General features: G+C 66.5%; 25 protein-coding genes. 9 read left to right on the forward strand and 16 right to left on the reverse strand.

The window, feature by feature from the left end; translation table 11 throughout:
• Window position 1 precedes the first annotated feature (1 nt).
• The gene (locus ASF40_RS20405; RefSeq protein ID WP_056372621.1) at window positions 2-991 is read left to right on the forward strand and encodes a GTP pyrophosphokinase; all 990 of its coding nucleotides are present in this window, start codon (window positions 2-4) and stop codon (window positions 989-991) included.
• A gap of 247 nt (window positions 992-1,238) precedes the next feature.
• Here the strand turns inward: ASF40_RS20405 and ASF40_RS20410 are convergent, their stop codons facing one another.
• Window positions 1,239-1,748 carry a GNAT family N-acetyltransferase gene (locus tag ASF40_RS20410; protein ID WP_056372622.1) on the reverse strand — a complete coding sequence of 170 codons (510 nt, stop codon included), beginning with the start codon at window positions 1,746-1,748 and terminating at the stop codon, window positions 1,239-1,241.
• A 159-nt stretch (window positions 1,749-1,907) separates the two neighbouring features.
• Here ASF40_RS20410 and ASF40_RS20415 point away from each other — a divergent pair, with 159 nt between their 5' ends.
• The 3 genes from ASF40_RS20415 to ASF40_RS20425 all read left to right on the forward strand — a co-directional run bounded on the left by ASF40_RS20415 (window position 1,908) and on the right by ASF40_RS20425 (window position 4,222).
• Window positions 1,908-2,438 carry a hypothetical protein gene (locus ASF40_RS20415; RefSeq protein WP_157549874.1) on the forward strand — a complete coding sequence of 177 codons (531 nt, stop codon included), beginning with the start codon at window positions 1,908-1,910 and terminating at the stop codon, window positions 2,436-2,438.
• A 43-nt stretch (window positions 2,439-2,481) separates the two neighbouring features.
• Window positions 2,482-2,964 carry a hypothetical protein gene (locus ASF40_RS20420; protein WP_157549876.1) on the forward strand — a complete coding sequence of 161 codons (483 nt, stop codon included), beginning with the start codon at window positions 2,482-2,484 and terminating at the stop codon, window positions 2,962-2,964.
• A gap of 193 nt (window positions 2,965-3,157) precedes the next feature.
• Window positions 3,158-4,222 carry a RelA/SpoT domain-containing protein gene (locus ASF40_RS20425; protein WP_056372629.1) on the forward strand — a complete coding sequence of 355 codons (1,065 nt, stop codon included), beginning with the start codon at window positions 3,158-3,160 and terminating at the stop codon, window positions 4,220-4,222.
• Between the two features lie 512 nt (window positions 4,223-4,734).
• Here the strand turns inward: ASF40_RS20425 and ASF40_RS21540 are convergent.
• From ASF40_RS21540 to ASF40_RS20445, 3 genes are all read right to left on the reverse strand, one after another.
• A complete protein-coding gene (locus ASF40_RS21540; protein WP_056372631.1) occupies window positions 4,735-5,268 on the reverse strand; it encodes a DUF2510 domain-containing protein in 534 nt (177 codons plus the stop codon).
• 141 nt (window positions 5,269-5,409) lie between these two features.
• On the reverse strand, window positions 5,410-6,015 hold the full coding sequence (locus ASF40_RS20435) for a hypothetical protein (protein ID WP_056372633.1): 606 nt from the start codon (window positions 6,013-6,015) through the stop codon (window positions 5,410-5,412).
• 757 nt (window positions 6,016-6,772) lie between these two features.
• Entirely contained in the window at window positions 6,773-8,941 is a 2,169-nt protein-coding gene (locus ASF40_RS20445) for a DUF3488 domain-containing protein (protein ID WP_157549878.1), read from the reverse strand.
• A gap of 463 nt (window positions 8,942-9,404) precedes the next feature.
• Here ASF40_RS20445 and ASF40_RS20450 point away from each other — a divergent pair, with 463 nt between their 5' ends.
• Window positions 9,405-9,875, forward strand: coding sequence for a hypothetical protein (locus ASF40_RS20450; RefSeq protein WP_056372639.1), 471 nt, complete (start codon window positions 9,405-9,407; stop codon window positions 9,873-9,875).
• A 346-nt stretch (window positions 9,876-10,221) separates the two neighbouring features.
• Here the strand turns inward: ASF40_RS20450 and istB are convergent, their stop codons facing one another.
• The 4 genes from istB to ASF40_RS20465 form a co-directional block, all read right to left on the reverse strand.
• Window positions 10,222-11,022: an IS21-like element helper ATPase IstB gene (istB, locus tag ASF40_RS20455; RefSeq protein ID WP_056372642.1), complete on the reverse strand. Its 801-nt coding sequence runs from the start codon at window positions 11,020-11,022 to the stop codon at window positions 10,222-10,224.
• Window positions 11,022-12,233: an IS21 family transposase gene (gene istA, locus ASF40_RS20460; protein ID WP_056372644.1), complete on the reverse strand. Its 1,212-nt coding sequence runs from the start codon at window positions 12,231-12,233 to the stop codon at window positions 11,022-11,024. The genes istB and istA overlap by 1 nt, the downstream gene beginning before the upstream one ends.
• 135 nt (window positions 12,234-12,368) lie before the next feature.
• The gene (locus tag ASF40_RS21235; RefSeq protein WP_157549880.1) at window positions 12,369-12,614 is read right to left on the reverse strand and encodes a hypothetical protein; all 246 of its coding nucleotides are present in this window, start codon (window positions 12,612-12,614) and stop codon (window positions 12,369-12,371) included.
• A 234-nt stretch (window positions 12,615-12,848) separates the two neighbouring features.
• Window positions 12,849-13,217, reverse strand: coding sequence for a DUF2510 domain-containing protein (locus ASF40_RS20465; RefSeq protein WP_082497252.1), 369 nt, complete (start codon window positions 13,215-13,217; stop codon window positions 12,849-12,851).
• Window positions 13,218-13,539: 322 nt separating this feature from the next.
• On the opposite strand from ASF40_RS20465, the gene ASF40_RS20475 reads away from it, so the two are divergent.
• A complete protein-coding gene (locus tag ASF40_RS20475) occupies window positions 13,540-14,184 on the forward strand; it encodes a hypothetical protein (RefSeq protein ID WP_056372649.1) in 645 nt (214 codons plus the stop codon).
• A 160-nt stretch (window positions 14,185-14,344) separates the two neighbouring features.
• Window positions 14,345-14,791 (forward strand): HTH domain-containing protein, encoded by a 447-nt coding sequence (locus ASF40_RS20480; protein WP_056372651.1) that lies wholly within the window; start codon window positions 14,345-14,347, stop codon window positions 14,789-14,791.
• Between the two features lie 67 nt (window positions 14,792-14,858).
• On the opposite strand, the gene ASF40_RS21545 is transcribed toward ASF40_RS20480, so the two are convergent.
• Window positions 14,859-15,260: a toxin-antitoxin system YwqK family antitoxin gene (locus tag ASF40_RS21545; protein WP_235560311.1), complete on the reverse strand. Its 402-nt coding sequence runs from the start codon at window positions 15,258-15,260 to the stop codon at window positions 14,859-14,861.
• Window positions 15,261-15,675: 415 nt separating this feature from the next.
• Between ASF40_RS21545 and ASF40_RS20490 the strand changes: the two genes are divergently transcribed.
• Window positions 15,676-18,642: an AAA family ATPase gene (locus ASF40_RS20490; RefSeq protein ID WP_056372701.1), complete on the forward strand. Its 2,967-nt coding sequence runs from the start codon at window positions 15,676-15,678 to the stop codon at window positions 18,640-18,642.
• A gap of 28 nt (window positions 18,643-18,670) precedes the next feature.
• On the opposite strand, the gene ASF40_RS20495 is transcribed toward ASF40_RS20490, so the two are convergent.
• The gene (locus tag ASF40_RS20495) at window positions 18,671-18,979 is read right to left on the reverse strand and encodes a hypothetical protein (RefSeq protein WP_056372703.1); all 309 of its coding nucleotides are present in this window, start codon (window positions 18,977-18,979) and stop codon (window positions 18,671-18,673) included.
• Window positions 18,980-19,091: 112 nt separating this feature from the next.
• Between ASF40_RS20495 and ASF40_RS20500 the strand changes: the two genes are divergently transcribed.
• Window positions 19,092-19,313, forward strand: coding sequence for a hypothetical protein (locus ASF40_RS20500; RefSeq protein WP_235560312.1), 222 nt, complete (start codon window positions 19,092-19,094; stop codon window positions 19,311-19,313).
• 64 nt (window positions 19,314-19,377) lie between these two features.
• Here the strand turns inward: ASF40_RS20500 and ASF40_RS21635 are convergent, their stop codons facing one another.
• The 6 genes from ASF40_RS21635 to ASF40_RS20525 all read right to left on the reverse strand — a co-directional run bounded on the left by ASF40_RS21635 (window position 19,378) and on the right by ASF40_RS20525 (window position 24,199).
• The gene (locus ASF40_RS21635; RefSeq protein ID WP_268776143.1) at window positions 19,378-19,509 is read right to left on the reverse strand and encodes a hypothetical protein; all 132 of its coding nucleotides are present in this window, start codon (window positions 19,507-19,509) and stop codon (window positions 19,378-19,380) included.
• 148 nt (window positions 19,510-19,657) lie between these two features.
• On the reverse strand, window positions 19,658-20,104 hold the full coding sequence (locus ASF40_RS20505) for a single-stranded DNA-binding protein (RefSeq protein ID WP_056372655.1): 447 nt from the start codon (window positions 20,102-20,104) through the stop codon (window positions 19,658-19,660).
• Complete coding sequence (locus ASF40_RS20510) at window positions 20,101-20,622, reverse strand: hypothetical protein (protein ID WP_056372657.1); 522 nt, start codon at window positions 20,620-20,622, stop codon at window positions 20,101-20,103. Before ASF40_RS20510 ends, ASF40_RS20505 begins: the two co-directional genes overlap by 4 nt.
• On the reverse strand, window positions 20,619-21,014 hold the full coding sequence (locus ASF40_RS20515; RefSeq protein WP_056372658.1) for a hypothetical protein: 396 nt from the start codon (window positions 21,012-21,014) through the stop codon (window positions 20,619-20,621). Before ASF40_RS20515 ends, ASF40_RS20510 begins: the two co-directional genes overlap by 4 nt.
• Window positions 21,011-22,852, reverse strand: a complete 1,842-nt coding sequence (locus ASF40_RS20520; RefSeq protein WP_056372661.1) for a type IV secretory system conjugative DNA transfer family protein — start codon at window positions 22,850-22,852, stop codon at window positions 21,011-21,013. The genes ASF40_RS20515 and ASF40_RS20520 overlap by 4 nt, the downstream gene beginning before the upstream one ends.
• Before the next feature lie 15 nt (window positions 22,853-22,867).
• On the reverse strand, window positions 22,868-24,199 hold the full coding sequence (locus ASF40_RS20525; RefSeq protein ID WP_056372663.1) for a MinD/ParA family ATP-binding protein: 1,332 nt from the start codon (window positions 24,197-24,199) through the stop codon (window positions 22,868-22,870).
• Window positions 24,200-24,201: the final 2 nt, after the last annotated feature.

Raw genomic sequence — 24,201 nt, forward strand, 5'->3', positions numbered from 1 at the left:
GATGACGACTACAGCGCGAGAGCTGTACGACCAGTATGCGGAGCTGCACGAGCAGTACAAGTCGCAGGCACGTCAACTCGAGATTGCGCTGGCCGAGTGCATTGGCGAGCGGGGCGTGCTCAAGGCTTCTGTGTCAGCTCGCGCGAAGGAACCCCTCGAACTCTTCAAGAAGCAGCTCCGTAAGAAGTACTCCGACCCGTGGTCTGAATGCGCAGACATCATCGGCGCCCGCGTGATCGTCGGAACGTCCTCCGAAAGGTCGGAGGTAGTCGCTAGTCTGCGTAACTCCAAAGTCCTTGAAGTCGTCGAGGTAGAGAACCAGGAGGAACAGTCCGACCCATCGGTCATCCGTTATCGGGGCCTGCACGCTCACATTACGTCCGACGCCGTACGACGTCCCGACGGGACGCTGCTGCAATGCGAGGTGCAAATCAGAACCGCCGCGCAGCACGCCTGGGCTGAAACGGAGCACCGCTACATCTACAAGAAGGGGGAGGTGCCGGACGCCGTGAGACGACACTTCAACCGCCTGCTTGTCTTGATGGAACTCTTCGACCTCCAGCTCGAAGAGGGTGTGGCGATGGCACGTGAGCTCGACGGCTTCCGTCGGCTGGAGCTTTCTCAGTATCTCGAGGTTACGGTGAATCATCTGACGCACGCTCCCAGCGATGCTCAGCTCACGATGGATGTCATCGAGCAGGTAGAGGCGGCCGGACTTGGTTCCGCGGTCGAGCTACGGGCCCTCGTCGAGGTCTACATGCGGGAGAACCTCGAGGAAGTCTTGAGCGTCATCGATGAGTACGGCCCACAATCCGATTCGCATGATGTGACCTCAGGGTGGATTACGACTCAGGGCGAGCTCATTCTGGTGCTCGCCCTACTGGACCGCGACGAATATCAGCTATCGAACGCGCTTGCAGGCTCCGACCTGTTCGATCCAGTTGAGCGACTCGCGATGGCGACAGGGCGCATAGGATTCCTGCGGAATTAGCTCGACCGCCTTCGCGGCGCGTCATCGGGCACGTCTAGGGCCGCTCGGCGTGCGGTTGTTCAGCGCGGGTCACAGGGCGGAGGACGTTTCCGTTGTGCGATTCGTCTCCCGTGCTTCGGTGGCCAGCCTGCCGGATCTCAGGATCGTATCGCGCCGGGATCGTGAGGGCGGCGGCAGTCGTGGCAGGCGCGGTCCGGTCAGCATCCGGCGCGGATAGCGGGAGCGAAGCGAGCCCGAGAGGCGGTCGTTAGGCGAGCACCAAAGACATGCTCAGAACCCAGCGCACCGCTTCGTCATTGCCGCGGTCCTTGTTCTCCCGATCCATCCCGATCTTGGCCGCCACCCGGGTCGAGGCGCGATTTTCGGGGTGGACTATCGCGATGAGTTCCTCGGCCCCGAGGCGGTCTCGCGCGAAGTCGCGGCATGCGGCGGCCGCTTCCGTCGCCAGCCCCTGCCCTTGCCAGTGGGGCAGGACGTGGTAGCCGACCTCGAGGCGCCGGGTGCCATTGACATCCTGCCAGGTCAGGCCACAATCCCCGACGAACTCTCCCGAGATGGTTTCGATGATCCATAGCCCGTGCCCGTACTCGGCATAGTTCCGCTGGTTCCAGTCGATCCACGAGGCCGCCTGCTCACGGGTCTTCGGGGCGGGATAGAACCGCATGACCTCGGGATCCCCGAGAAGGTCGGCCATGGCGGGCAGATCGGGCGGAGCCATGTGGCGAAAGTGCAGTCGCGGGGTGTCGGGCGGGAGCATTCGTCGACCATAGCGAAAGCCCCTGCCTCCCTCGCCGTCGGGCGGCATATCGAGCGGGCGACCACAACCACCCAGGAGCCGAGGGCAGTCGATGGACTGTTCGTTGGCGTGCGGATGTCGGTCCTAAAGCGGACGCCGGCCACTACTAGAGTGCAAGGCATGGGTGACGCGCTGCAGCGCCGGCGTGACGCGGCATCCCCCGGCCGTACAGTCGTAACGCCTTTCACATTCCATGACGTCACGCTCCACACGCTGACGGTCTGGGCGACGTTCATGGTTCTCTCCCTGGCATACGGCTGCATCAGGTACCCGGACACGTTCCGTGACACCGGGGGACTGCCCCTCCTCGGCGCCACGGTCGTCGCCTACGCCGTCATCGCATTGGCCCTCACCTGGCTTGGCGCGCCGTTCGCGTGGCTGCTCGGGTGGGCGCTGAGCAGCGTTCACCGGCGCTGGGTTCACGTGGTCGCGTTCGGCCTGCTCGGTTTCGTTGCGGGCGCCGTGGTCACGTTGATTGCAGCGGCTGGAGCGCCGATCGCCGAGCCGATCCGGCTTATCGCGCTGATCTTCGCCGCGGTCTGCGGCGGGTGCACCGCGCTCGGGCGCTGGGCGACATTCCGTCTCCGTAGCCGGCGCGAGGCCGTGTCCAAACGGACGGGCGTCAGCGTAAGCGGAGTCGCAGGCGAATAACGATCTCCTCGCGCGAGGCACGATCGACACGAGACTAGGCTCCATGCGACGACTCGCTTCTTCGATCGCGGCAGCCGCAATGATCCTCGCGCTCACTGGCTGCGCATCATTTCCGATCCCGTTCGCGTGCCCCGCGATCGGCTACAGCAGCGCCGCATCGGTTCAGCTGTCAGCACCCACAGCCGGACTGAGCCTTGAGCTCTGCAGCGGGGAGGATTGCCTACCCGGGCCCGTTGAGGAACCGGTCAAGGTCGGATCCACGGCGACACCTATCGCAACCGGGGTATTCGGACTCGAGGGCGACAGCGTCGGTGGGTGGACCGCAACACTGCTCGACTCCCCGGCGCTGATGGGATACCGCGTCTCTGACGCTGACGGGGCGATCGTCCAGGAGGGCATCATCGACGTCGACTGGGCACGTATCGACGGCACCGAACAGTGCGGCGGCAATCAGCACGCCGACGTCATCATCGACCTGCAGCTTCCGCGAGCAAACGGCGTTGATTCCCGGGTAAGACACGTCTGAGGCTCCAGGTCTCATACAGACCTCCCGCCCGCGGGACGGTCGCCGAACGGTCCATGCGCGGAAGCGGCCCGTCGAAGTTCGCCGTCCGCGACGTGCGATCACCGGTCCTTGCCCGGGCCGCCCGAGGCTTAGTGCGAAGACCTGCTCGAGCTACCACGCGAGCGTGAAGGAACTTCCGCGAGAGCGTGAAAGGATGACGCTCGTGGCGTGGGAAGAACTCAGATACTCGAAGAACGCTGTGCGCAAAGCCGGCGAATTGATCGGCCAAGGCAACGGCACATTAGACGAGATCGACGACGCCCGCACAAAGCTCAGCAACTTCCGCAGCTCACACGGATACCCACTGCTGTCGATCACAATGCACGTCCGCGGAAACGCCATCGCCGTCAAGCCCGACGCTGTCGTCGCTCGCCGCCTCAAGCGACTTCCCACCATCCTGGACAAGCTCGAGCGCTATCCGCGCATGAATGTCACTACGATGCAGGATCTCGGCGGATGCCGCGTCATCCTGTCCACCGTCGCGCAAGTCGATGCTGTCGTACGCAGGCTCGAGAACGCGGGCCGCGCGCAGAACACGATTGTTCGCAAGTACGACTACCTCCGTGACGCACCAGGACCGCAGTCGTCGGGATACCGCGGTGTGCACCTCGTTTACGAGTATCGTGCTACCAAGAAGGCGTATCACGGGCACAAGGTTGAGGTCCAGATCCGCACCGAGCTTCAACATGCTTGGGCCACAGCAGTAGAAACAATGGATCTGTTCGGCGGCGGTCGTCTGAAGTACAGCGAGGCTGACCCGGGGATCGCACGTTACTTCCTAGTCGTCAGTTCCCTGATGGCGCTCGACGAAGAACTGACCCAGCCCACCGAAGCGGCTTTAGACATCGAACGGCTTCGCGGCGAGCTGGCGGCACTCGAAGTCGAGCATGCTGTACTTCAGCGCCTAAGCGGCTTCACCGCAGTCGTCGAATCATTCGGGCCACAGATGCGCAACTCCACACTCGTGATGGAACTGTTCCGCGACAAGGGCGAACTGTATGTCTCGCGGTTCGACACCGTCGGCGAGGCGCAAGAGCGCCTTGCGAGCCTCGAAGCCCGAAACGACGAGAACATCGACGCGGTCCTCATCGGCATGACGAAGTTTGACCAACTGCAGGCCGCATATCCGAACTACTTCGCCAACACCACTGCCTTCTCCAACTTTGTGAACGGCATGCTGAACGGCTACATGCCGGAACGTGCCGTCCGATGGCAATAACGTCTGCAACTCGCTAGCCGTGCTCAGGGTGCGCCCTACGTGCGGAAGGCGGTCCCCGTACGGGCGACGAGTTCGGGCGCCTTCATGGTTATGCTCCGCACATGCATCTCGAGCGCGCCGGCTACGGCGGGATGACGGTCAACGAGCGGCTCGTCATGTCCGGGCAACATGGGATCGAGCGATCGATCATGGCGATCGAGCAACGGCGATCGGGGTGCTGGGGCAAGTCGGCCTCGAGAGCCAAGCCGCCGAGATCGTCGAGACCGCCCTAGCCCGCCGCAGCGGGTAGCCTGCGGCCGGCCGCTCGGAGGAGGGTCGGCGCGAGGGCAGTGCGCGCTTGAGGCGCGTGGCGTGCCGGCCGGAGTGCGTTCGGTTGTGGCTCCGCTTGCGGGCAGCGCCCGGCTTGTCGCGCGGTGACTCACCGGCCCGAGAGAAGCAGGGGCATGAGGATGCTCTCGTACTCCGGGGTGCCCCGAGGAAGATCGGGGCCCTCGGGCGTATCGGGACTGGCGTCAGCGCGCGGCGCCGTCTCGGCCTGACTCGTCGATCGCGGCCTGCACGTCATTCGAGACGGAGCTGAGGATCTGGACCATGTCGTCGCCGAGCGACGCGATGAGCTCGCGCTGAGATGAGTGCACGGCGATGTTCAGGGTGGCGCCCTCCCATTCGTCGACATCGGCGTCGGCGATCTGACCTGGGGTACCGAACGTCGGCGGGGTCCCCGGGTCGAACCCGGGGAACACTCGAATACGTACGTGGCTCGGCTGCCGCTCGTCGGAGAGCAGCAGGAACCACAGCGGCCAGTTCACCAGGCTGACCTGCATCTCGACCCCGACTGCCGAGGCCGGCGCGACATTCTCGACCGCGAAGTGGCCCCAGGTCTGCCCGTCCCACCACCTCTGTCGGCCAGACCCGTCGTCGTACCAGCCGGTCGGAGGAGTTCGCTGCTGGAGCTTGGGTGCAACGTGCTCCGTCCAGCGCGCGCCGTCCCACCACCGCTGCTGTCCGGAGCCGTCGTCGTACCAGCCAGGTGCTGCGTTCGTCACGACGCCGACCTTAGCGAGCGTCGACGACTTGTGCTCGCCGTGGCGTTGTCTGCCCGCACCCTCTGGCCGCAGAACGATCTCGACCGTGCAGAATCGACGCCAAGTCCGAGCCTGGCCGGAGCCGTCAGCGCTGCAGTGGCCTCATCGGGTACTGGTCAAGAAGCGGTCGCGGACGATATCCAGATTGATTGCGTACTGCCCAGTCGTTTCCAACCACCATCCGTTGGAGGGATGCCGCACCTCAATCAACGTTTGGCCCGCGTTGAGGATCAGCGCCCGGCCGAATGGATGCGCGAATCCTCCGCATACGGCCACGATGCAGTCGGCGCCCATAGGCACGTTTCTCATCCGGTGCTGCAAGTCGCCCCGGAGCGCCGCGGTGACGGCCTGCGCCGCGGGGTCTACCGCAACGTGTGCCGCCTTACTCGCATCGCGCATGTCATCGAGGACCCCCCAATCACTCAGCGGCGGCGCGGCGATCCTGGTCCGTGGTTTGAACGCCTTCTCCTGGAGGGGCACCGTCGAGACGTTGAGTATTGCGACCCGCCCGTCCCCGGCATCGATCTTGTCCTTCACCACGTGGCCCAAGCTCTCCGTGCCTCGCGTCTGCTGGCGGAGGATTGCCAATGCATTCCGTCCGGTCATGCCGGCAACCGGGTGCCTCGAGATCAATTCATCCGTGTGCGGCGATTCCAGGATGAAGACAAGCTCGACATCGCCTGCGCCCCGCAGCACGAGGTCGTCCACTCTCGCGGCAGGGTATGCCCCGGCAACATAATCAACGGCCTGCATCAGCGCCAAGTGTGGCAGACCTCAGCCCAAGAGCGCGGGGGCCGTGCCGTGCTTGGTCTAGCGAGCCGGTCCTGACGGGGAATCACGCTCGCACACGGTCCGTCATCGAACGGGGTCGGGCGCCGCTAGATGGCGTGACGGAGTGCTTCGCCCAATCGCGTTATCGCGGAGTCACCAGCGATGTTCCCGCGTCGCGGAATGAACCCATCCCACCTGAGTAGAGGCGGAGGGCACCTCTGGCGGCCGCGCGGAGCTCTTGCGAAGTGGTGATCCCCGCAAACTGCAACTGGAGGCGCTTGGCAGACTCACTCCGAAGTGGATCGTCGTCGAGGATCGCGGCGGAGCGCAGCTGAGCGATGGCGCTCTGGATCTCGTCGACGCTCTCTGCTACAGACGGCATGGCCACACGCTATTCGACCCGAACCCTCGAAAATCCGCCGCCCGCGCGACGGTCGTCCACCGCGCCGATATGCACATCGATAGCCGGATCGGAACCCTGCCAGTCCATCGCGACCGTGGAGGTCCTCGGGTGGGGCCGGGACCGAAGATCGCGGTGGGCAGCCCTTCTGACTCAGAAGCGTCCAGCCCGATTCACGTCCCTGGGGGAATTCCCAGCGCGTGCGCTATCACTCACCTCGTCCGCCCGGGCGATCGAGCGGGCTTCGCTTCTAGTCAGAAACCGGGATTCCCGCGTGAGCTCCGAAGACGCGGCCTAACCTTGAAATCGATTCGCGATTTCCTCGCTTCCCGCCTCGGGCGGTGCCGGGAGATTCTTCACCAGCAGCGTCGCGGTTTCGTAGCCTAGCCGCCGATAAGCCTCGAATCGTTCGGCTGAGTACACCTGTTGGATCGTCGCATGGAGAGGGAATCCAGGGTCTTGTCTCTCGTACTCGCGGATGACAGGGGAATGATCATCGGACACTCCCAGCTTCAGAACGTGAAGCGTCGCGGGGGGAAGACCCTCGTGCGCAGGATATGTGATCGTGCCCGTGACGCTGGTCGTGCGGGGCCGATTCCTCTCGTTCAGCGCGAAGACATCCAGGTCGATGTCGATGAGACAGCCAATCTCGGATTCGGCGATCATGATCGATTGCGCGAGAGAGGATGCTCTGCCACGCGGGTCTGCAGATGCGTCGATGGCCCAGATGACATTGCATCGGCGCCGCATAAGTTCGACGATTCCTAGATTCTCATAGTGTCCGCCGTCGCTCGCGTACACGATGCGAGCCGTCGACTTATGTGCACCGACCATCTCCATGACCAGGTGGTTCGATCCAACGTCGAATTGGGCGCTCTTGCCTTCAGCGACGTCCTCTCGGGCCTGCGGCGACATCGGATTGGGAAGCCATACTCCCAATCTCACGTTGAGACTAGCGAGCATGGACCGGAGGTGGGGTATGGAATGGCGGCCCATAGCCGGGGAGACGGCGGCTCCAGCGATGGCGATTGCGGAAGCGACGCTGAGGGTCGGCTGAGGGGCCACGCCGAATCGTCGCTTGGACGGCGACTTTAAACGCTCCATCTGTTCGACCGGGATGCGCTGGCGTCGATCGGTTCCCACCATGACCCACCTTGAATCGATAACCAGCGGAAGTACGTTGCTGCCGGCCGGTGCGGCCCCCGTGTCGCTGACATTGGCGGCGGCGCAAATGACAAGTTCTGGGTAGGCGACCTGGTCGTACGAAGGCTTAAGCGAACTGAGGGCAATTTCCTCCGGCTTGACCGCAGCTGCGACCTCATTTGACGACGTGCGCATGACGGCAAAGCATCGACTGAGAAGTTGCCGGTAGGGCCGGTGCGGGGATATTGCGCCGGGCAGCCAGTAGAACACGACCGCCGCAATTAGGACGGCGAAGAACCCAACGAGGCCGAGGACCATCCGGCCCCCCTCGTCCTCATCTCCGGCAAGCGCATGACGCAGGTACTCCATCCATGCGAAAGTGCCCACCCAACAGATGACGAGGATCGCGAGAGCCCATGGGAGTACCGCCGCGACGGTCGCGACGAGCCCGGACGCAAGCGCACCTAAGATGGCCAGCGCCCGGATGCGTGCAAGCCAGCGAAGCGTTATGACCAGGAGCCCGAAGCCCACCGCGGCGATTGTGATGACAAGCCAATAGTCTGCGATCCAAGCAGGCGAGGACAGTATCGGCGAAGCGAATATACGAGCGGTGAGGAATGGGATGGCAAGCAACAGCACGATGAGTGCCAGCAGCCTCAACAGCGTCGCACGTGTCTTCGCCATGAAGCGGCCCGTGGCTTCCATGCGCAGGCCGGAACGAAACAGCAGAACAAAGAGAACAACACCACCGACGCCCAGTGCCCATTGAGCCAGCGGATCGGCCATCCATGAAGGTTTGGGTCCCGCCCATCCTTCGATCCACCCGTGGGTCATCAAACTCACCATTGTCAGGTCGGCGATGAGCATCACACCGATCCAACAAAGAAGCACCGCCAGCGAAAGGAAGCTGGCGAAGAGCAGCCAGCCGATTTTTGTGGCTGTTCGCCAGCCGCCGTCCTCAACGAGGTACGAGCTATGCCGGAGTACGTGGGCTGCCTCAGGTGAGCCGGGCGCGAATGGTGCTTCGTTGGCCGCTAAGTCAACAGCGCCGATTGGCTCATCATCCACGTAACGCGCGCGGCTACCTGCGTTAAGTAGCGTGATCGCGCTCGCGATGTACGAACCTCCCGAAACTGCGGAAATCCATTTGGCTGCTCGAGGCCCTCGCAGTAGACCCATCTTGACGTTCAGGGCTTGAAGCGCACCGAGACTGAAGGAGGCGGCTCTCAAACCTCCGCCGGACAAGGCGATGCCGACCGAGTGATTGCCATACTCGCGCAGATAGTGCGCTGGAGATAACTCCACGTCTGTTTCCGGCATCGTCGCCCCCACCACACCCCTACTGCCCCAGACCTGACGCGATTGTAGACGAGTAAGCAGTCGTATCGAAGCAACATGCGGCCCTGAACGTGATCCGGCAAGCATGCAGATGGCTAGCCCTGGGCGCCCCGATGCTCAATGCCGTCGTCCGCAGTAAGTGTGGCAAGGGGAACCAGCGAGTCCAGCATTCCGGCTTCCGCATCTGCCGAACCAGGCCTGCCAATAGAGAGACCGGCGACCGCCGGAAATCGGTCGCGCTACGGACCTCCCCGACGAAATCAGCTCGTCCACGTAACTGGCACGCAAGCTGACTAATTGCTGCAGCGGGGTGTCTTAGGGTGGGCGCGTGCAACGACGTGCGTTGGGCCCCGTGTTGGGCGTGCTGATGATTGGTGTGCTTGCAGGCTGCGCCACTGGCGCGGGCGGCACGGATCCGGAGGTGTCAGCGCCTAGCGCTTCCACGATGGCGTCGGCCTCCCCGGAGGGAGATGCTGAGGCGGCGGCGAAAGCGCAGTCATGGATCGACGAGGCGGTGCTCCCACCAGGAGCGGTGCGTTCGCCGGAGAAGCCGCTGACCACCGGTGCCGGCTTCGGCAACGAGTCCTACCGCTGGTGGTGCTCCCCGATGGAGTTGCGCGAGGCGTACTGGACGATCCCCGGAACAACGGTCGTCGAGACCGCCAGCTGGATGAGCGAACACCCCACGGCGGACTTGATCGTCACCAACCCGTTCGGGAACCCCACCAACCGCGTCGTCCACAACGCGACCGTGCCGAATGCGCCCACCCAAGAATCCCTCGAGGGGATCATCTACACGATCGCCGAGGCAAAGGACGGCGTCGCCGTTCGCGCCCTCATCGGCGTCATTCCGGGCTCGGCGGTCTGCCCCACGCCCGAGCCCGGAACGAGTCTGGGCGGGCCTGGCCAAGGGTAGAGATCGGCCTGCACGCTCCGAAGTGCTAAACGTCCGGCGTGAAACGCACTCTTGGTGAGGAAAGCGGGTGACGCAATGCCAGCAGAATTGCTTTGACCATTGCGGAAGCCGCAATCGATCCCCGCTCGCGAGCGGGTCCATCATCGAGCACGCGAGCGACGCCGCGTCTCCGAGATGAGGTAACGGACGGCGAGCACTTCCGCTACCAGGGACCTGCAGGAGAGGGAGACCATGGTGCGGAGGCCTCTCGGTGAGCGCTCCCATTCTCAGGGGAGTTGTGGGACTGTCGGCGGCGCTGCAGAACTGGTCGATTCCGGCGCTTGAAAAGTGAACGGTTGCGGGCAGTCTAGTCAGGCGTTTCGGCGGTGGTGGTGCGGATGCTGGGGAGGCTGTCGATGCCGCGTCCGCGGAGTCGATAGCTGGCGCCTTTGAGGGTGAGTACGTCGGCGTGATGGACGATCCGGTCGATCATCGCGGCGGCGACGGCTTGGTCCCCGAACACGCCGCCCCAGCCGGAGAACGGCAGGTTCGAGGTGAGGATCAGCGAGGCGTGTTCGTAGCGACTGGAGACGAGCTGGAAGAAGAGGTTCGCGGCGTCTTGCTCGAACGGCAGATAGCCGACCTCGTCGACGATGATCAGCCCGTAACGGCGCAACCTCGCGAGCTCCTTCGGGAGCAGGCCCTGCCGGTGCGCGTCGGTGAGACGGGTGACCCAGTCCGTCGCGGTCGCGAACAGCACCCGGTGCCCGTGCCTCGCCGCGACGATCCCGAGCGCGGTCGCCAAGTGGGTCTTGCCGGTGCCGGGTGGGCCGAGCAGCACCACGTTCTGCGCTTCGAGGAGGAACCCACCGGAAGCGAGAGCCGCGACCTGCTGGCGGACGGCGGGTTGCGCGTCCCAGTCGAAGTCGTCCAGCGTCTTGCGGGCGGGAAACCCGGCGGCTTTGATCCGCAGCTCCGCGCCCGACGCGTTGCGCGCCGAGACCTCGCGTTCGAGGACGGCGGCGAGGTAGTCCTCGAACGACCAGCCGGCGTCCCGCGCCTGGTCGGCGAGCCGGACCGCGGCTTCGGTGATCCGCGGCGCCTTCAGCGCGCCGGCCAGATACGTGATCTGCTTCGCAGCCTCGGTGGTGCTCTTGTTGGCGGCCATCAGCTGAGCCCGCCGCCTGAGATCCCGAACGCCCGGTCGTAGTCGGCCAGATCCCTGGTGAGGTCGTCGCCGGCAGCGACCGCGCGCGGCTGCTGGAACTGGCGGCGCAACACCGCCGCCGTCTCCACGTGAACGGGATCGGTGACCACCCTGCCGCGCGCCCAGAGTCGCGGGTGGTCGGCGACGATCCGCCCGTCGCAGCGGACCCGGACCCGGTCCAGGTCCGCAGTGACGTCGACGATCCGGCCGATCACGTGTGGGTCGACGGAGTAGTCGTTGGTGTCGATGCGGACGTAGTAGTCCCGACCCAGCCGCAGCCGGTTGCGCCATCCCAGATGCAACGGGATCGGCGGCAACGGCAGCATGCTCGCCCGATCCGCATCGAGTCGATCGACCGGGGCGGCGCCGGTAGTGCGCACCACCCGGGCGTTCGCGCGGCCCAGCCAGTCGGTGAACTGGGTGTTGAAGTCCGCCGGCGAGGTGAACGAGCGACCCGGCATGAACGACGTCTCGAACCAGCCGTTTCGGCGCTCCACCACTCCCTTGGACTCCGGATCCCTCGGCGGCAGCAGCACCAGCTTGGTCGCCAGCGTCCCCATGAACGCGGCCACTCCGTCCGCGCGGCGCTGCCCGCGGCCGATACCGGGCTCGTTGTCCCAGAGCAGCCGGCGCGGCACCCGTCCCAGTTGCTGGATCAGCTCCCACGACCCCAGCAGCAGGTCCTCGGTCTTGCGGGTCGGGATCATCCGACCGGTCACGAACCGCGAGTGCGCGGCGGTGATCACCAGCACCGGCAGCAGCTTCGAAGTGCCGTCCTCGAGTGGGATCTTTCGCGGCGGGAACCACAGATCGCACTGCGCCGCATCTCCCGGCTCCCACACCAGCCGGTCCGCGGGATCGATCCGCCGCTGCTCCGGCCGCAGCCGTTTCACGTTGTCCCGGAACCACCGGATCGACCCGGTCCACCCGACCCGCTCAGCCAACACCGTTGCGGGCATGTCCGGCGTCTCGGCCAACAGTTCCCGCACCCGCGGCTCAAACACGGTGAACGACGTCGGCGCCGGTGTTCGCTCATACCTGGGCGGCGAGTCGGCGTTCACCGCCTTGATCACCGTCGTCCGAGAGATCCCCAACCGTTCCGCGATACGCGCCTTCGGAACCCCCTCCGCAGCCAACCTGCGGATCAGCGCCCAGTCCTCCAAAGTGATCACTCTCCAATCGTTGAGTGTTCACTTTTCACCGCCGCAAGTGTTCAGTTTTCGAGCGCCGCCGACAGGGACTCGGCGCCTGGACGCAATCGAACGGAGGAGGGCCCTCGAAGGAGGGCTCGCAGGCATGGCTCCGGCTTAACCCAGAAGCTCCTTCAAGAATCGAAGCTCGGCCAGCGCGCTGTCGAGCGCGGTCGATTCATCCTCGAAGCGACGAAACGTCGATTCGATGCGACCCGCGCGTTCGTCCGTCGCAATCGTGAACCACTCACCCGCTCGCCACACGCACAACTGGTTCGTCGTCGTTCCCACAGGAGCCCCGATATGCAGCCAACGCTCGAGTCGATCGCTCTGCACGGCTTGCTCGAATGTTGCCCGGTCCACCAGCCAATGCTCGCACGTCGCCCTGCGTTCCCCTGCGCGGTTGCCGGTCGGCGTGAGGGCGATGCGCGCTTGAGGCGCGAGGCGTGCCGACCAAACTGCGTTCGGTTGGGGTTGCTACGGGTGCGCGTCGGCATCCGCGATTGACCGTGGCGTCAGGAGGGCCTTGTGCCAACCATCTCGACTCCGAGCAGCCGGCCTTCGGTGAAGTCCAGTGCGCGGCTGGAGCCCGCAGCGTCAGAAGTAGTAAAGGTCGAGGACCATGAGCACGGTTGTCACGCCGCGGAGCGTCGCCCCGATGGTACCCATCCACCGGCCCCGTTGGTGGTTGCCGATCGCTGAGCGTGCGCCTAGCAGGCCCACGATGAAGGCAGCGATGGCGAGTGGTAGCGCGAGCGGCCCGAGCAGACGGGTGAGGATCGCGAAGACGACCGCCAGAATGCCCAGGACGAGGCCGGTGACGGCCGCGCCGTTCGTAGTCTGTGTGGGCCGCGGCGCGGGCTTGGTGTCGCTGGTCCACTGGGTGCCGTCCCACCAGCGCATCAGGCCGGGCACGTGGGGGTCGGGATACCAGTTCGGGGCGGCGTAGGCCTGCGGCGCGCTCATTGCCGCCACTCTACAAGCGCGACGTCAGCAGGGGCCGCGGCGTCGGGGAACCGAACTCGTCGCCGTCAGTCCGCATGACCGCCTCCGGCGGCGCGCATTCGCCAGAAAGACGCAAGGAGCGACACTCCTCGGCTTCATCCGCAACCGCGTGCGGGACCTGCTCGAGGTCGATCAAGGCGTCGCCCCGGTCCTTCTTCCTCCCCACTCCCGCGACTCCGCAGTGGTGATGAGGTGGAACCAAGTCGCCGCGGTCCGCCGGGCTCTAGCTCCAGTGCGTTGCTCGCACGTGAGCAGCGACACGGTCGTCCGATATCGTCCAGTCATGGTGTCGTATGAAGACCTCTCCGACCGGCACGCGGTCGAAACCGCACTCGACGAGTTCGACCGTCTCGGGCGGTGGACGTTTCTCGAGAAGTACGGCTACGGCGAAGCGAAGGAGTACTTCCTCGTAACCGACACTGGCCGATACGACTCGAAAGCCATATTCGCGGCTGCCTACGAGGTGCAACATGGAGTGGCCGTCTCAAACGCCGAGATCAGCGGGGGAAGGACGGGAGCGGCGCGACGCCTGCAGGAGCTCGGGTTCATCGTGGAGGGGATCGACGACGAGCGGGGCCGTCGCACTTTTGCCACATTCGACGCGGCTCTCCACGAGTTCCGAATCCCATTCGAAAACCTCGGGACGGTCCGCGAACACCTCGCCAAGTTCGAGTTCCGCGAGGCCTACATACCCCGAAGCGGCGGCTACATCGCCATGGTTCCAGCCGATGGCGGCCTCGTCCACTACATCAACAGCGGGTCCATCTACTTCCGCAAGGCCGATGGCACCGGTGAGCAGATCGATCTCCCGATCAACCAGTCCGGGCGAAGTGGCTTCTCACGGAGTGCCTCGGCTCGTAAGACCGCCGAGGTATGCACCGAATGCTGGCTCGAGCTTCCCTCAAGTGGCGTCTGCCCAAATCACTGACCCTCTCCAATGCAGCCGCGCTGCACGCATCCCGGTCCGCTCGAGGGCGATGCGCGGTTGGGGCAGGTGGCGTGCCAGCCGGAGCGCGTGCGGCTGGGGTGCGCACCGGAGCAACGAGCGATACAGGTAGCGACGGTGCGCATTGGGCAGGATGAACTTTATGACGATCGAAGCTCATATTCCCAGCGAAGACCTGCAGGCAGTCATCGCCGCCGGCGGACTCTCTGAGGATGCGCTGCAGGCGATCACCCGGATCCCCGCCGAGTCGATGGCTCGCTTCCTTCGCGGAGACGTTTCGAACTCACAACCCGGCGCGTGGCCTCCGCTTCTGACTAGCGAGGAGAGCCGTCGGGTCGCACTTCTATCGGCGCACCTCTCTGAAGGGCTGTCGATCGACGACAACGAAAGACTCCAGGGCATCCTCGAGTCGCTCACTATCGAATGCCATCTCACACCGGAGAACATCGCGCAGCTCGTCGACGTCGATGTTGAACACGTCGAACGCGCACTACTTGACCCACCGGCGGTGCCGCTCGACGCCAGGTACCGCCTCGCGCTCCGGACCTCCTATATCGTCAACGCGGTCAATCAAGCGCGTCCCCACTGAATGCCGATGCGTAGGAGATCGGCGAAGGACTGAAGAGAGGGTCGACCACCGTGCGGCAAGATCGCAACTACTGGCCGAATTGAGTCTCCTTGTGCGGCGCGCCCGAGCGATCGTAGGTGGTCCAGACTCCGATCTGGCGACCGCGATCAAACGACCCGCTGCGCATGATGCTCCCGTCGAGTCGGAACCACTCCCAATAGCCATGCATCTCGTCGTCGAGCATCTGACCGCGCGCTCGCACGCTCCCGTCCTTGTGGAGCTCTTGGTGCGGTGTGGGCTCTGCCATCCGACCATGTTCGCAGAGGCAGGCGACAGCAGCTCGCTCACGCAAGCGCGAACGACGGTCGTTGATCGAGGTGCCGAGAATGGCGTCGTCGCGATCGGAGCTGTGGCCACTGCGGTCGCGGATAGCCGGGTCGATGAGGTGCGCGATGAGGGGTTCGTCTGCGAACGCCAGGTACAGACCCAACGGATGCTGCCCTCACCGGACGAAGCTCGCGGTGACGAAGATCGCCCAGCGACGCGCAACGAGCGAGCAACGAGCAACGAGCAACGAGCAACGAGCAACGAGCAACGAGCGAGCGGCGAGCTACCTGGGACGAGCGACCAGGGACGAGGAAGCGCGACCAAGAAAATCGGAATGCACGCAGGCACTTTCTGTGGAAGTCATTTCGAGTTAAGCAGTTTGGGTCTATTCTGGTGGAATGCGGGGTGGCCTCGAGCGGTGGAAGCGGGGTGTCGAATCGCAGGGGGTTCGGCAGGCGCTCTCGTACGCGCTGAAGGGGTCGTGTGACTCCCATCTGCGGTCCGCGGGGGTGGATGCGCTCGCTGGCTACGGGGGCGATGACTCGGCGGGTGTGACCCGGTTCACGGTCGAGGACGGTGTGATCCGCACGGACCTCCTGGATGAGACCGCGCTGCGACGCTGGGTGGACGGCTGCGACCCGGTGACGGGGGAGCGACGGGGCAGGGATCTGCGTTCCGCGGATGCGGATCTGATCCTGGATGGCACGATCAATGCGCCGAAGTCGTACAGCATCGCTGCTCTCATCAACCCGGAGTTGGCGGCGGCGTTCGAGGCGCTGCAGGACCGGCTGCGGGATCGCATCATCACCACCTGGCAAGCGGAGCTCAACGCTCGTCGCGGCGCGGGTGGTCGGATCCGGGAGGCGCTGCACCGGGTGGAGGTGGTCGAGTTGCAGCACCGGCGCTCCCGGGCGCTGGACCCGCACATCCATCGCCACCTGTGGCTGAGCGTGAAGGTGCTGGGGCAGGACGGGCAGTGGTCCAACGTGGACTCGCGGGTCGCGATGAAGTTGCACACGGTCATCAACGCGGAAGGGGAGCTCGCCGCCCGCACCGACCCGGATTGGCGGCACGCGCTCGCATCCCACGGCTACACCCTTAACGCCGACGGGGAGATCGCCGAACTGGCCCACGTCGTGCGGCCGTTGTCGCGCCGGTCGACGCAGATCGAAGCGAACCGGGCGATGCTGCTCGCGGCTTGGCGGGCGGAGCATCCGGGACAGGATCCGAGCCCGGATCAGCTGCATCAGATCGACCGGCTGGCGTGGGCGAAGGCCCGCCCGAAGAAGCCCGACACCATCGACGAGACCTCATGGGAACACCTCATCACCGACGAACTCGCCACCCTCGACCCCACCCTCCTGGAGCCTCGACCCGGGGTACCGGTTTGGGTGGTGACGTTGGAGGATCTCGACTTCGGGCTGCTCGGGGCGCGCGCCGCGGTGGATGCGGATGCCCGCTCCACCGCGTGCGGGGGGCGGTTCAGCCTGTTCGATCTTCGTGCCGGCGTGACTCGCGCGCTTGCCTCGTCGGGTGTTGTCGGCGCGCGTCGGGACCTGCAACCGGTGATCGATGAGGTCTTGTGCCGGGCCGTCGAATTCACCGTCGACCTCCTGGCGGAGGAAGGCGACCGGCCCGCCCATGTGAAGGGGTACATGGCCACCGCGACCGCGGCACTGAAGGTCGAACTTGGCGCACGATTCGACGCCCTCACCCACGCGGGGACCCCGGCTCCCGAGGCGGAAGTGGTCGCGACTGCGGGCGAGGTCCTGCGGGAGGAGGTCACGCTGGACCGCCAGCAGGTGGCGGCGGCTGCGGCGATCGCGGGCACCGCCCGGCTGGTCTCGGTCACCGGCCCTGCGGGTGCGGGCAAGACCACCATGCTGCGGGTCGCGAAGACCGCGCTGGCCCGTCGCGGACGGGGCATGGTCGTGGTGGCACCGACGAAGAAGGCGGCGTCGGTCGCTGGCCGGGAGCTTGGCACCACGGCGTCGAGCCTGCACGCTCTGCTCGCCGATCACGGCTACCGGTGGGGTCGCGACGACGCCGGCGCCGAAGTGTGGACCCGGCTGACTCCGGGCGACATCGACCCCGCTACCGGATACATGTATGAGGGGCCGCGCCGGTTCCCGCTGGCCGCGGGGGATCGGATCGTGGTGGATGAGGCGGGCATGATCGACCTGCACACCGCGAACGCGCTCACCACTGTTGCGGCCGATACCGGGGCCGGCATCGCGATGGTCGGCGATCACCTGCAGGCCCGCCCGGTCGGCCACTCCGGCGCGATGGCCGCCCTCACCCGACGCGCCACCGCCGTCGTCGAACTCACCGCGGTGCACCGATTCCGCGACCCGGACTACGCCGCGCTCACACTGCGGATGCGGGAACCCGCATCCAAAGAGGCCGCCCTCGCGGTCGCCGCGGAGCTGGACTCCCGCGGTCTGATCCATCGCGTGTCCGACCATGTGCAGGCGCGCGACGTAATGGTGGAGGCGTACCTCCGGTGGACCCGTGACCATCACCGGGTCGCGCTTGTAACCGGCACCAATGACGAAGCCGATACCATCAACGAGGCCATCCAGCAACGCCGCGTCGATGCCGGCGAGCTCACGCTGGCTCGGATCGCGGTCGGGCAGGGCGAGCAGCGACTGCTGGAGGGGGACGTGGTGCAGACCCGCCGCAACGACCGCGAGACCGGCGTCGAGAACCGGGCCGTCTGGACTATCCGCCACATCACCCCCACCGGGCTGGAGCTGCAGAGCACCTCCGACAGTGGCGACACCCGCACGGTCACCATCGAGTACGCGGCTCGGCACGTTCATCTCGCCTACGCGTCGACGGTGCACGGCATCCAGGGGGAGACCACCGACGCCGCCGTCGTCGGCCCTGGGGTGGACGCGTCCGGGCTGTACGTCGGGATGACCCGCGGCCGCAGTCACAACGTGGCGATCGCGATCGCCGGCACGGACGCGGCGGCGCGGGACCGGATCGCGGACAGCATGCTCCGCGGCATCCCCGAGGTGAGCATCGACGACTCGTTCCGCGCCGCCCGCACCGAGCTGAGCCGCGCCGCCCGCCCACCCGCGCCTCCCTCATGGACGGACCACGCCCGACGACCCCTCGGCCACGTTCTCGACATCGACCGGGTGCACGCCGAGTACCAGCGGCGAGAGGCGACCACCCGTAGTGAGATCGACGCGGCCACGCAATGGCTGCACACCACCTGGCGCACGCTGCTCGACCTCGACGCCCGGATCGCGGGCGACACCGCGACCGGACACGGCCGCACCAACGGAGTCGACGGAGAGCTCCACGCCACTCGAGACCGGCTCGCCGACGAGTACCAATCCCGCACCCGCGCCCACGCGGACCTCGTCCGCACACACCGCGAGCACGCGCACCAGCTCGACGCTGCCGAGTCCGAACGCCGCATCCGGGCCACGCTGGACCCTGCGCAATCCCGCGCCGAGAACGTCGCGCGCCAGTCGCACGCAGCAACACCCGCCTCGGCATCCACGCCAACGACGGCGTCTCTGCGCCGCTGAACGCGGGAGTGTATCGACCGCGCCGTCCTCAGGCGACGGCGCTCACCGCATTCGCCCACACCCAACACCGCAACTCCTTGTCACCGACCGTGAACTGGATGCCGCAGGCAAGGTCGTTCCAGACCACCACGACCGCGTCGACGAGCATCGCGTGCGGACCGAACCGCACCCACGCCTTACACGCCTTCGGTTGCGGATCCCGCGTCACCGGAAGGGTGCCTTCGCGGCGCTCCTCCGCCGTCAGCGACTGCAGCGGGTTCTCGTCGGCGATGCGCTGGAGGATGCGGTTGTCCATCTGCCGGTCGTAATACTCGGCGTACCTTTCGCTGGTCCCCATCCCGGACATCCCCTCATCCGGCCGCGTCTCCGACTCTAGCAAGACTCGAAGCTATGTTCTATTCTTGTGTGTCATGGTCGAGGTGGCGGTAGAACACGAAGTGACTCTATGGATGGTCGACGACATCCCGGTGCGGATGTTCCACGCCGGTAGGCGGTGGCGCGTCACCGACATCCCGACCCGGTTGCGGGACTCGATCTGGGCGTCACCCGGCGAACCGTCTCGTGGGTTGTATGGGTGGCGGTTCCAGGCGACGGATGAGGCGGGTGAGGCGGTGGTGTTCGACGTCTACCGGGCAGAGACCGACTGGCACGTGCACCACTGCTACGTATAGCGGCACCGCCGCGTGCGCGGAACCGGGGGCGTCCTCGCCAAGGGTGCCGCCGGCGTGCTCGGCGTCAGGCGGAGGGGATGCTGCCGATCACAACGATCCGGCACGAATGACAGGCGAAGCCATGGCCGGCGTCGCGCAGCACGGCCGAGCATTCCGGACAGCGCGGCTGTTCCGCGTCGTCGAGGGGATCGCTCATGGCGCCGACACTACGCCGAGGCGGCAGCGGCTGTCCGGATGGCGTGGAAATGTGACGCCGCCCAGCCGGGGCGGGCGGTTGCGTCGGCTGGGCAGAGTGGCGGGGCGAGAGTACAGTGACTCTCGCCCCGCTTGTCTGTTGGTTCAGGTCAGCGTGACAGTTCGGCGCCGGCGTACGAGGCCGGTGTCGCTATCGGCCCCGAAGCGTCTGCTGCGGGGCCGTTAGCTTTTGGGGATCGGTCGACGATGACGTCGGCGAACTTCAGCGAGGCGCCGACGTTGTCCGCGACGATGTCGCGGGTATCCCTTGCCTGTCCGGTCTCCTTGTCGACGTACGTGCCGAATCGGAGGTCGCCGGCGACGATCACTGAGTCGCCCTTGCGGAGCGAGTCGGCGACGTGCCGGGCCTGCTGATTGAACACGACGACCCGGTGGAACACCGTGCCGACGTCCTCCCACCGGTTCGTGGTCTCGTTCAGGCGGCGGTCGTTGATAGCGACGGTGAACCGGGCGTACTCGTTGCCCGATTCGGCGTTGCCGTGTTCCGGGTCACCGGTGAGGTTGCCCTCAATGGTGACGGGGATCCTGGTGGTCATCCTTCTTCCTTCCTGTCAGAGACACCGGTGGTGTCTCGGTGGGCGTGGGCCTTCCTGGTCCACGCGTCCCATTCCTGCTCATCGGTGATCCCGTCCCACGAGCGGGGTTTGAGGGGGTCGTGTCCGCGCGCGCAGCCACCCGAGTACGCCTTCGCCATCCGCGGCAGGGCGAGGCTGAGCCGTTCGTGCCAGCCGATCGGGCCGAAGCCGGCGTCGGTGGTGTCGAACGCGACGGTGTGCGCGGTGTGCAGCGCGGAGAGTTCTTCGACGAGCTGCCCGTGCTTGTACCAGCACGCCGGCACCACGGATTCGGAGATGCGGTACCGGACGGTGAACCATTCCACCCATTCCCGCAGCGCCGTCCAGGCGGCGGGGGCTTTGTGGTCGGGGAGGGTGCGCCAGTTTATAATGTGCGCGCCGAGCGGGTCGGACGGCCCGTACCGCTGGTTCGGGTCGTACCCGGAGACGTCGTTCGCGACAGCGTCGTCGTAGTCCGGCGGTGGGGGCAGATCGGTCATGCCGCATCCCCGTGGTCGGGGTGCAGTTTCTGCCGCAGCCGGGCGAGCGCGAGATGGGAGGCGGTGCGGCGGGTGCGGTTGCGGGCGAGGACGGCGTCGCGGTCGATGAGCCGGTGCAATAAGTCGTGGCAGTACGGGTGCATCGCCACCAGGTCCTCGTCCGCCTCCCCGGCGCTCCAGGCGCCATCGAGAAGTCTCACCCCGCGGTAGTCGAGGTGGTGCAGTTCGAGCTGGCCGCGGGTGGCCGCGCGTCCGCAACCCGCACAGGTCAGCGGCTGCCCGGTGGTGGCGTGGTGGGTGAACCAGCGGTCGCGGCGAGCGAACCATGCCTTCGATCGGAGGAACTCGTTGCGGTACAGGTTGAACAGTGCCGGGCGGCGACGATTGCTCATACCTCTGTCACCCCCTCCACCGGCTCCGCACTCTCGGACTCCGGAGCTACGGAGCTCCGGGAGTTCGGAACCCGCGTGGTCGTGTCGAACACGGCCTGCTGCTCCTGTTCGGTCTCGCGCTTGCCGGACTGGATGATGTGCGCGTCGCGGCGCTCGTCCCAGCCGGCCAGGTCCAGCAGCACGCTACGGCGGTTGCGGTAGGCCAGCAGCCCGACGCTCGGTGGTAGCCGGCGGATCTCGTCGACTGACATCAGCGCGCGGCGCTCAAGATGCTCACTGGTCGAATGCCCGACCTCCCGTGTCGACCAGGACCGCTGCTCACGACGAGTGTCCCTCGTGCCGAGCAGCGACTCGATGTCGCGGAGATGACCGACGTGGCTGGCGCCGCCGAGAAGGACTTTGGCGGTGGCGGCGGCCCAGATGGTGTCCGCCTCGGCACGGGACCAGGACGTCTCCGCCTGCGAGAGGGCCTGCAACACGATAAAGGTGCAGATCCCGCGGCCGCCACCGTCGGCCATGATCCGGGGCAGGTTCCCCCACCGGAACATGTTCGCGATCTCATCGAGGATCAGCCCGAGCGGGTGGGGAAGGCGGGAGCCGGGGGAGGCGAGCGCGGTGGTGCGGGCGACCTCGACGATGTCATCCAGCACCGCGCCCAGCCAGCCGCCCATCGCCGACGCCCCCGACGATGACCCGATCAAGTAGAGCGTGTTCGCGGCGTCGAGGAACTCGCGCGGGTCGAACAGTTCATCGCCGGGGCGGGGGAGGAGGGCGTCGCGGATCTGCGGCACCGCCAAGGGGGCGACGGCACCTTGCACGCCGAACCAGATGGACGAGACCAGCTTCTCGTCGGCGGATATGGTCGCGTCTAGGCTGTCGCCCCAGCCGGGGGTGCCGTCCGTCTTCAGGATGTCGACCGCCGCCCTGGTCTGCGCCGGGGAGGTGCCCCAGTCGTACAGTTCGGCGATCGACTTCCCACCGACCGCGGCGGCGTGCAGCAGCCGCCCGAGGACCACCCCGGACGCCTGCGCCCATTCCTCGTTGGTGCGGGAGGCGCCGAGGGCGGTGCCGGTGATGATCGCGGCGCCGCGCTGCATCGCGACGAGCGGGTCCTCGCAGCCGGCGATCGGGGAGATGCGGAGGGGGTGGCGGATGCCGGACAGGCCCTGCGGGTCGAACACGTGCACCTTCCCGCGGGTCTGCCGCATGCGCATCGTCGCGGTGAGGTTGTCGTTCGTCGTCGACGTGGTGATGAGGGGTCCGGACCAGTCGAGGATCGCGGAGATGAGGACCCGGTATCCCTTTCCGGAGCGGGGTGGGCCTTCGAGGGCGACGGAGTCCTCAATGGACACGTACACGTCCTGCCCCCGCGACCTGCCCACCCGCCACCCCACATCGGTCGCGGTCGGCTTGACGATGTCGGGACGGAGCTGGGTGGCGCGGCGGAGCACGGCCTTGGCCGAGAGGTGATCGCGGATCTCCGAGGCGGTGGCAAACCCGGGGCGGGTGCGCAGGTCGGTGATGAACGCTCGATCCGACTCCCGATACCGGTGCACCGCCACCAGCACCCACACCGCCAAACCACCGATCAGCAGCACCGCGATCACATCCACGATGCGGATGAGAACGACCGGCAGGGTGCACCCGGTGGGTGGGCTGTAGGTGGCGGGGTTGCCGGTGACGGCGAGGACGAGTCCGGAGAACAGGTTCGCCGGGACGGGCCGGGCGCCGCAGGTGAGCGTGGTGGTGGCTTCGGCGATGAACCCGCACGCGAGTGCGAGCAGCATCGCGGCCGCGATGAGGATCGCGGCCGCTTTCCCGAGGATGCTCTGGTTCATCGGTCACACCTTGGCTTAGAGGCCTTCGGCGGCGGAGGCGGCGGCGCTGAGCCACGCGTCCCTAGTGCGGGGGCGGAGGGTGTCGAATCGGAGCGGCCCGGCTTTCAGGGCGGGGTCGAATGGGATGGTGTGGACGGCGCGGACGTGCCCGGTGAACCCGTCCGCGATGCGGCGGGCCTCGGTGGCGCCGGTGGGTTCGGATTGGGTGACGAGGACGACGGCCCGGTCGGCGAGGGCGGCGGAGCGTTCGTCACGGCCACGGAGCGCATCGAGGAGCAGGGCGGCAGATTCGGCGGACTCTGGGCTGGCGAGGGTGGGGATGACGAGCTGGTAGGAGGAGTCGATCATCCGCAGCCACCGTTCGGCGGATTCGTCGTTGCCGGAGTCGAAGATGACGAGGCGGTAGAACCGGGCCGCGACCTGCATCAGCAGGTCGAAGTCGGTGGCTCTGATGCGCTGGTCGGTGGCGAGCAGCTCCGGGTTGGAGCGGAGCACGTCATAGCGGTCCGCCGTCTGGTGGTGTACGAACCGGCTGATGTCGGACACCCCCGCCGCGGGTGTGAGGAGTGTGGGGGCGGCGGGGAGGAGGTCGCGGAGGGTGGTGTCGTACAGGCCTTGCTCGGTGCGCCAGCCGAGGGTGCCGCGCGTGTCGTTGTTGTCCCACGCCAACACCGTCCCACCGCCCTCCCGGGCGTAGACCGCGGCGAGCATGGCCGTCGTCATCGTCTTCCCGACCCCGCCCTTGCCGTTGACGACGGCGAGGGTGCGGCATCCCGCCCACTGCGTGGCCACCAGCGCTCGTTCTTCCGCCTGTCGTGTCTCGGTGGCGGAGGGGCGGACGGCGATGCCGAGGCCAGCGAGGATCCCGCGCCACCCGGTGACCGGGGGCGTGGCGTCGGTGATGGGGGTGAGAAAGGTGGGGCGGGGGGACTCCGCAGCCGGCGCGGAACCTGCGAGGAGTGCGTCCGGCTGCGAAGTCGCTTCCCTCACCTCCTCTCCACGTTCCGTCGTGATGGTGTCGTCGATGTCCTGATACGGCCCCAGCTCCAGATCATCCCCATCCGGCCCCTCCTCGTCACCGAACCCGAGTGCTGCCGTGGTGGGGATGAGGGTGAGGTCGCCGGCGGGGTCGACGAGCAAGTGATGCCTGCCCCGGTCGCCGGAGGTGACGAGCTCCACCGGGGTGCCGGTGCGGCGCGCCTCGTCACTGGCCCGGCGGATCACGGCATGCCGGATGTCTTCGTCCCCTGTGGCGGTGACGGGTTCGGTGTGTCCGTCGGTGGTGATGAAGGTCGCGGTCGGACCGGTGACGGTCGCATAGGTGCGGGGGTGAGCGACGGTGGTCATGA

The organism is Microbacterium sp. Leaf288, from assembly GCF_001422925.1.
Classification (GTDB): Bacteria; Actinomycetota; Actinomycetes; order Actinomycetales; family Microbacteriaceae; genus Microbacterium.

Excerpts from the sequence above, each read along its gene's own strand:
- ASF40_RS20495 (WP_056372703.1), bottom strand. The coding sequence starts at position 18,979 with ATGGGGACCAGCGAAAGGTACGCCGAGTATTACGACCGGCAGATGGAC.
- ASF40_RS20450 (WP_056372639.1), top strand. The coding sequence starts at position 9,405 with ATGGCGTCGGCCTCCCCGGAGGGAGATGCTGAGGCGGCGGCGAAAGCG.
- ASF40_RS20465 (WP_082497252.1), bottom strand. The coding sequence starts at position 13,217 with ATGAGCGCGCCGCAGGCCTACGCCGCCCCGAACTGGTATCCCGACCCC.
- ASF40_RS20410 (WP_056372622.1), bottom strand. The coding sequence starts at position 1,748 with ATGCTCCCGCCCGACACCCCGCGACTGCACTTTCGCCACATGGCTCCG.
- ASF40_RS20445 (WP_157549878.1), bottom strand. The coding sequence starts at position 8,941 with ATGCCGGAAACAGACGTGGAGTTATCTCCAGCGCACTATCTGCGCGAG.
- ASF40_RS20525 (WP_056372663.1), bottom strand. The coding sequence starts at position 24,199 with ATGACCACCGTCGCTCACCCCCGCACCTATGCGACCGTCACCGGTCCG.
- ASF40_RS20515 (WP_056372658.1), bottom strand. The coding sequence starts at position 21,014 with ATGAGCAATCGTCGCCGCCCGGCACTGTTCAACCTGTACCGCAACGAG.
- ASF40_RS20415 (WP_157549874.1), top strand. The coding sequence starts at position 1,908 with ATGGGTGACGCGCTGCAGCGCCGGCGTGACGCGGCATCCCCCGGCCGT.
- ASF40_RS21635 (WP_268776143.1), bottom strand. The coding sequence starts at position 19,509 with ATGAGCGATCCCCTCGACGACGCGGAACAGCCGCGCTGTCCGGAATGC.
- istB (WP_056372642.1), bottom strand. The coding sequence starts at position 11,022 with ATGGCCGCCAACAAGAGCACCACCGAGGCTGCGAAGCAGATCACGTAT.
- ASF40_RS20520 (WP_056372661.1), bottom strand. The coding sequence starts at position 22,852 with ATGAACCAGAGCATCCTCGGGAAAGCGGCCGCGATCCTCATCGCGGCC.
- ASF40_RS20405 (WP_056372621.1), top strand. The coding sequence starts at position 2 with ATGACGACTACAGCGCGAGAGCTGTACGACCAGTATGCGGAGCTGCAC.
- ASF40_RS20420 (WP_157549876.1), top strand. The coding sequence starts at position 2,482 with ATGCGACGACTCGCTTCTTCGATCGCGGCAGCCGCAATGATCCTCGCG.
- ASF40_RS20505 (WP_056372655.1), bottom strand. The coding sequence starts at position 20,104 with ATGACCACCAGGATCCCCGTCACCATTGAGGGCAACCTCACCGGTGAC.
- ASF40_RS20475 (WP_056372649.1), top strand. The coding sequence starts at position 13,540 with ATGGTGTCGTATGAAGACCTCTCCGACCGGCACGCGGTCGAAACCGCA.
- ASF40_RS20510 (WP_056372657.1), bottom strand. The coding sequence starts at position 20,622 with ATGACCGATCTGCCCCCACCGCCGGACTACGACGACGCTGTCGCGAAC.
- ASF40_RS20480 (WP_056372651.1), top strand. The coding sequence starts at position 14,345 with ATGACGATCGAAGCTCATATTCCCAGCGAAGACCTGCAGGCAGTCATC.
- ASF40_RS20425 (WP_056372629.1), top strand. The coding sequence starts at position 3,158 with ATGACGCTCGTGGCGTGGGAAGAACTCAGATACTCGAAGAACGCTGTG.
- ASF40_RS20500 (WP_235560312.1), top strand. The coding sequence starts at position 19,092 with ATGGTCGACGACATCCCGGTGCGGATGTTCCACGCCGGTAGGCGGTGG.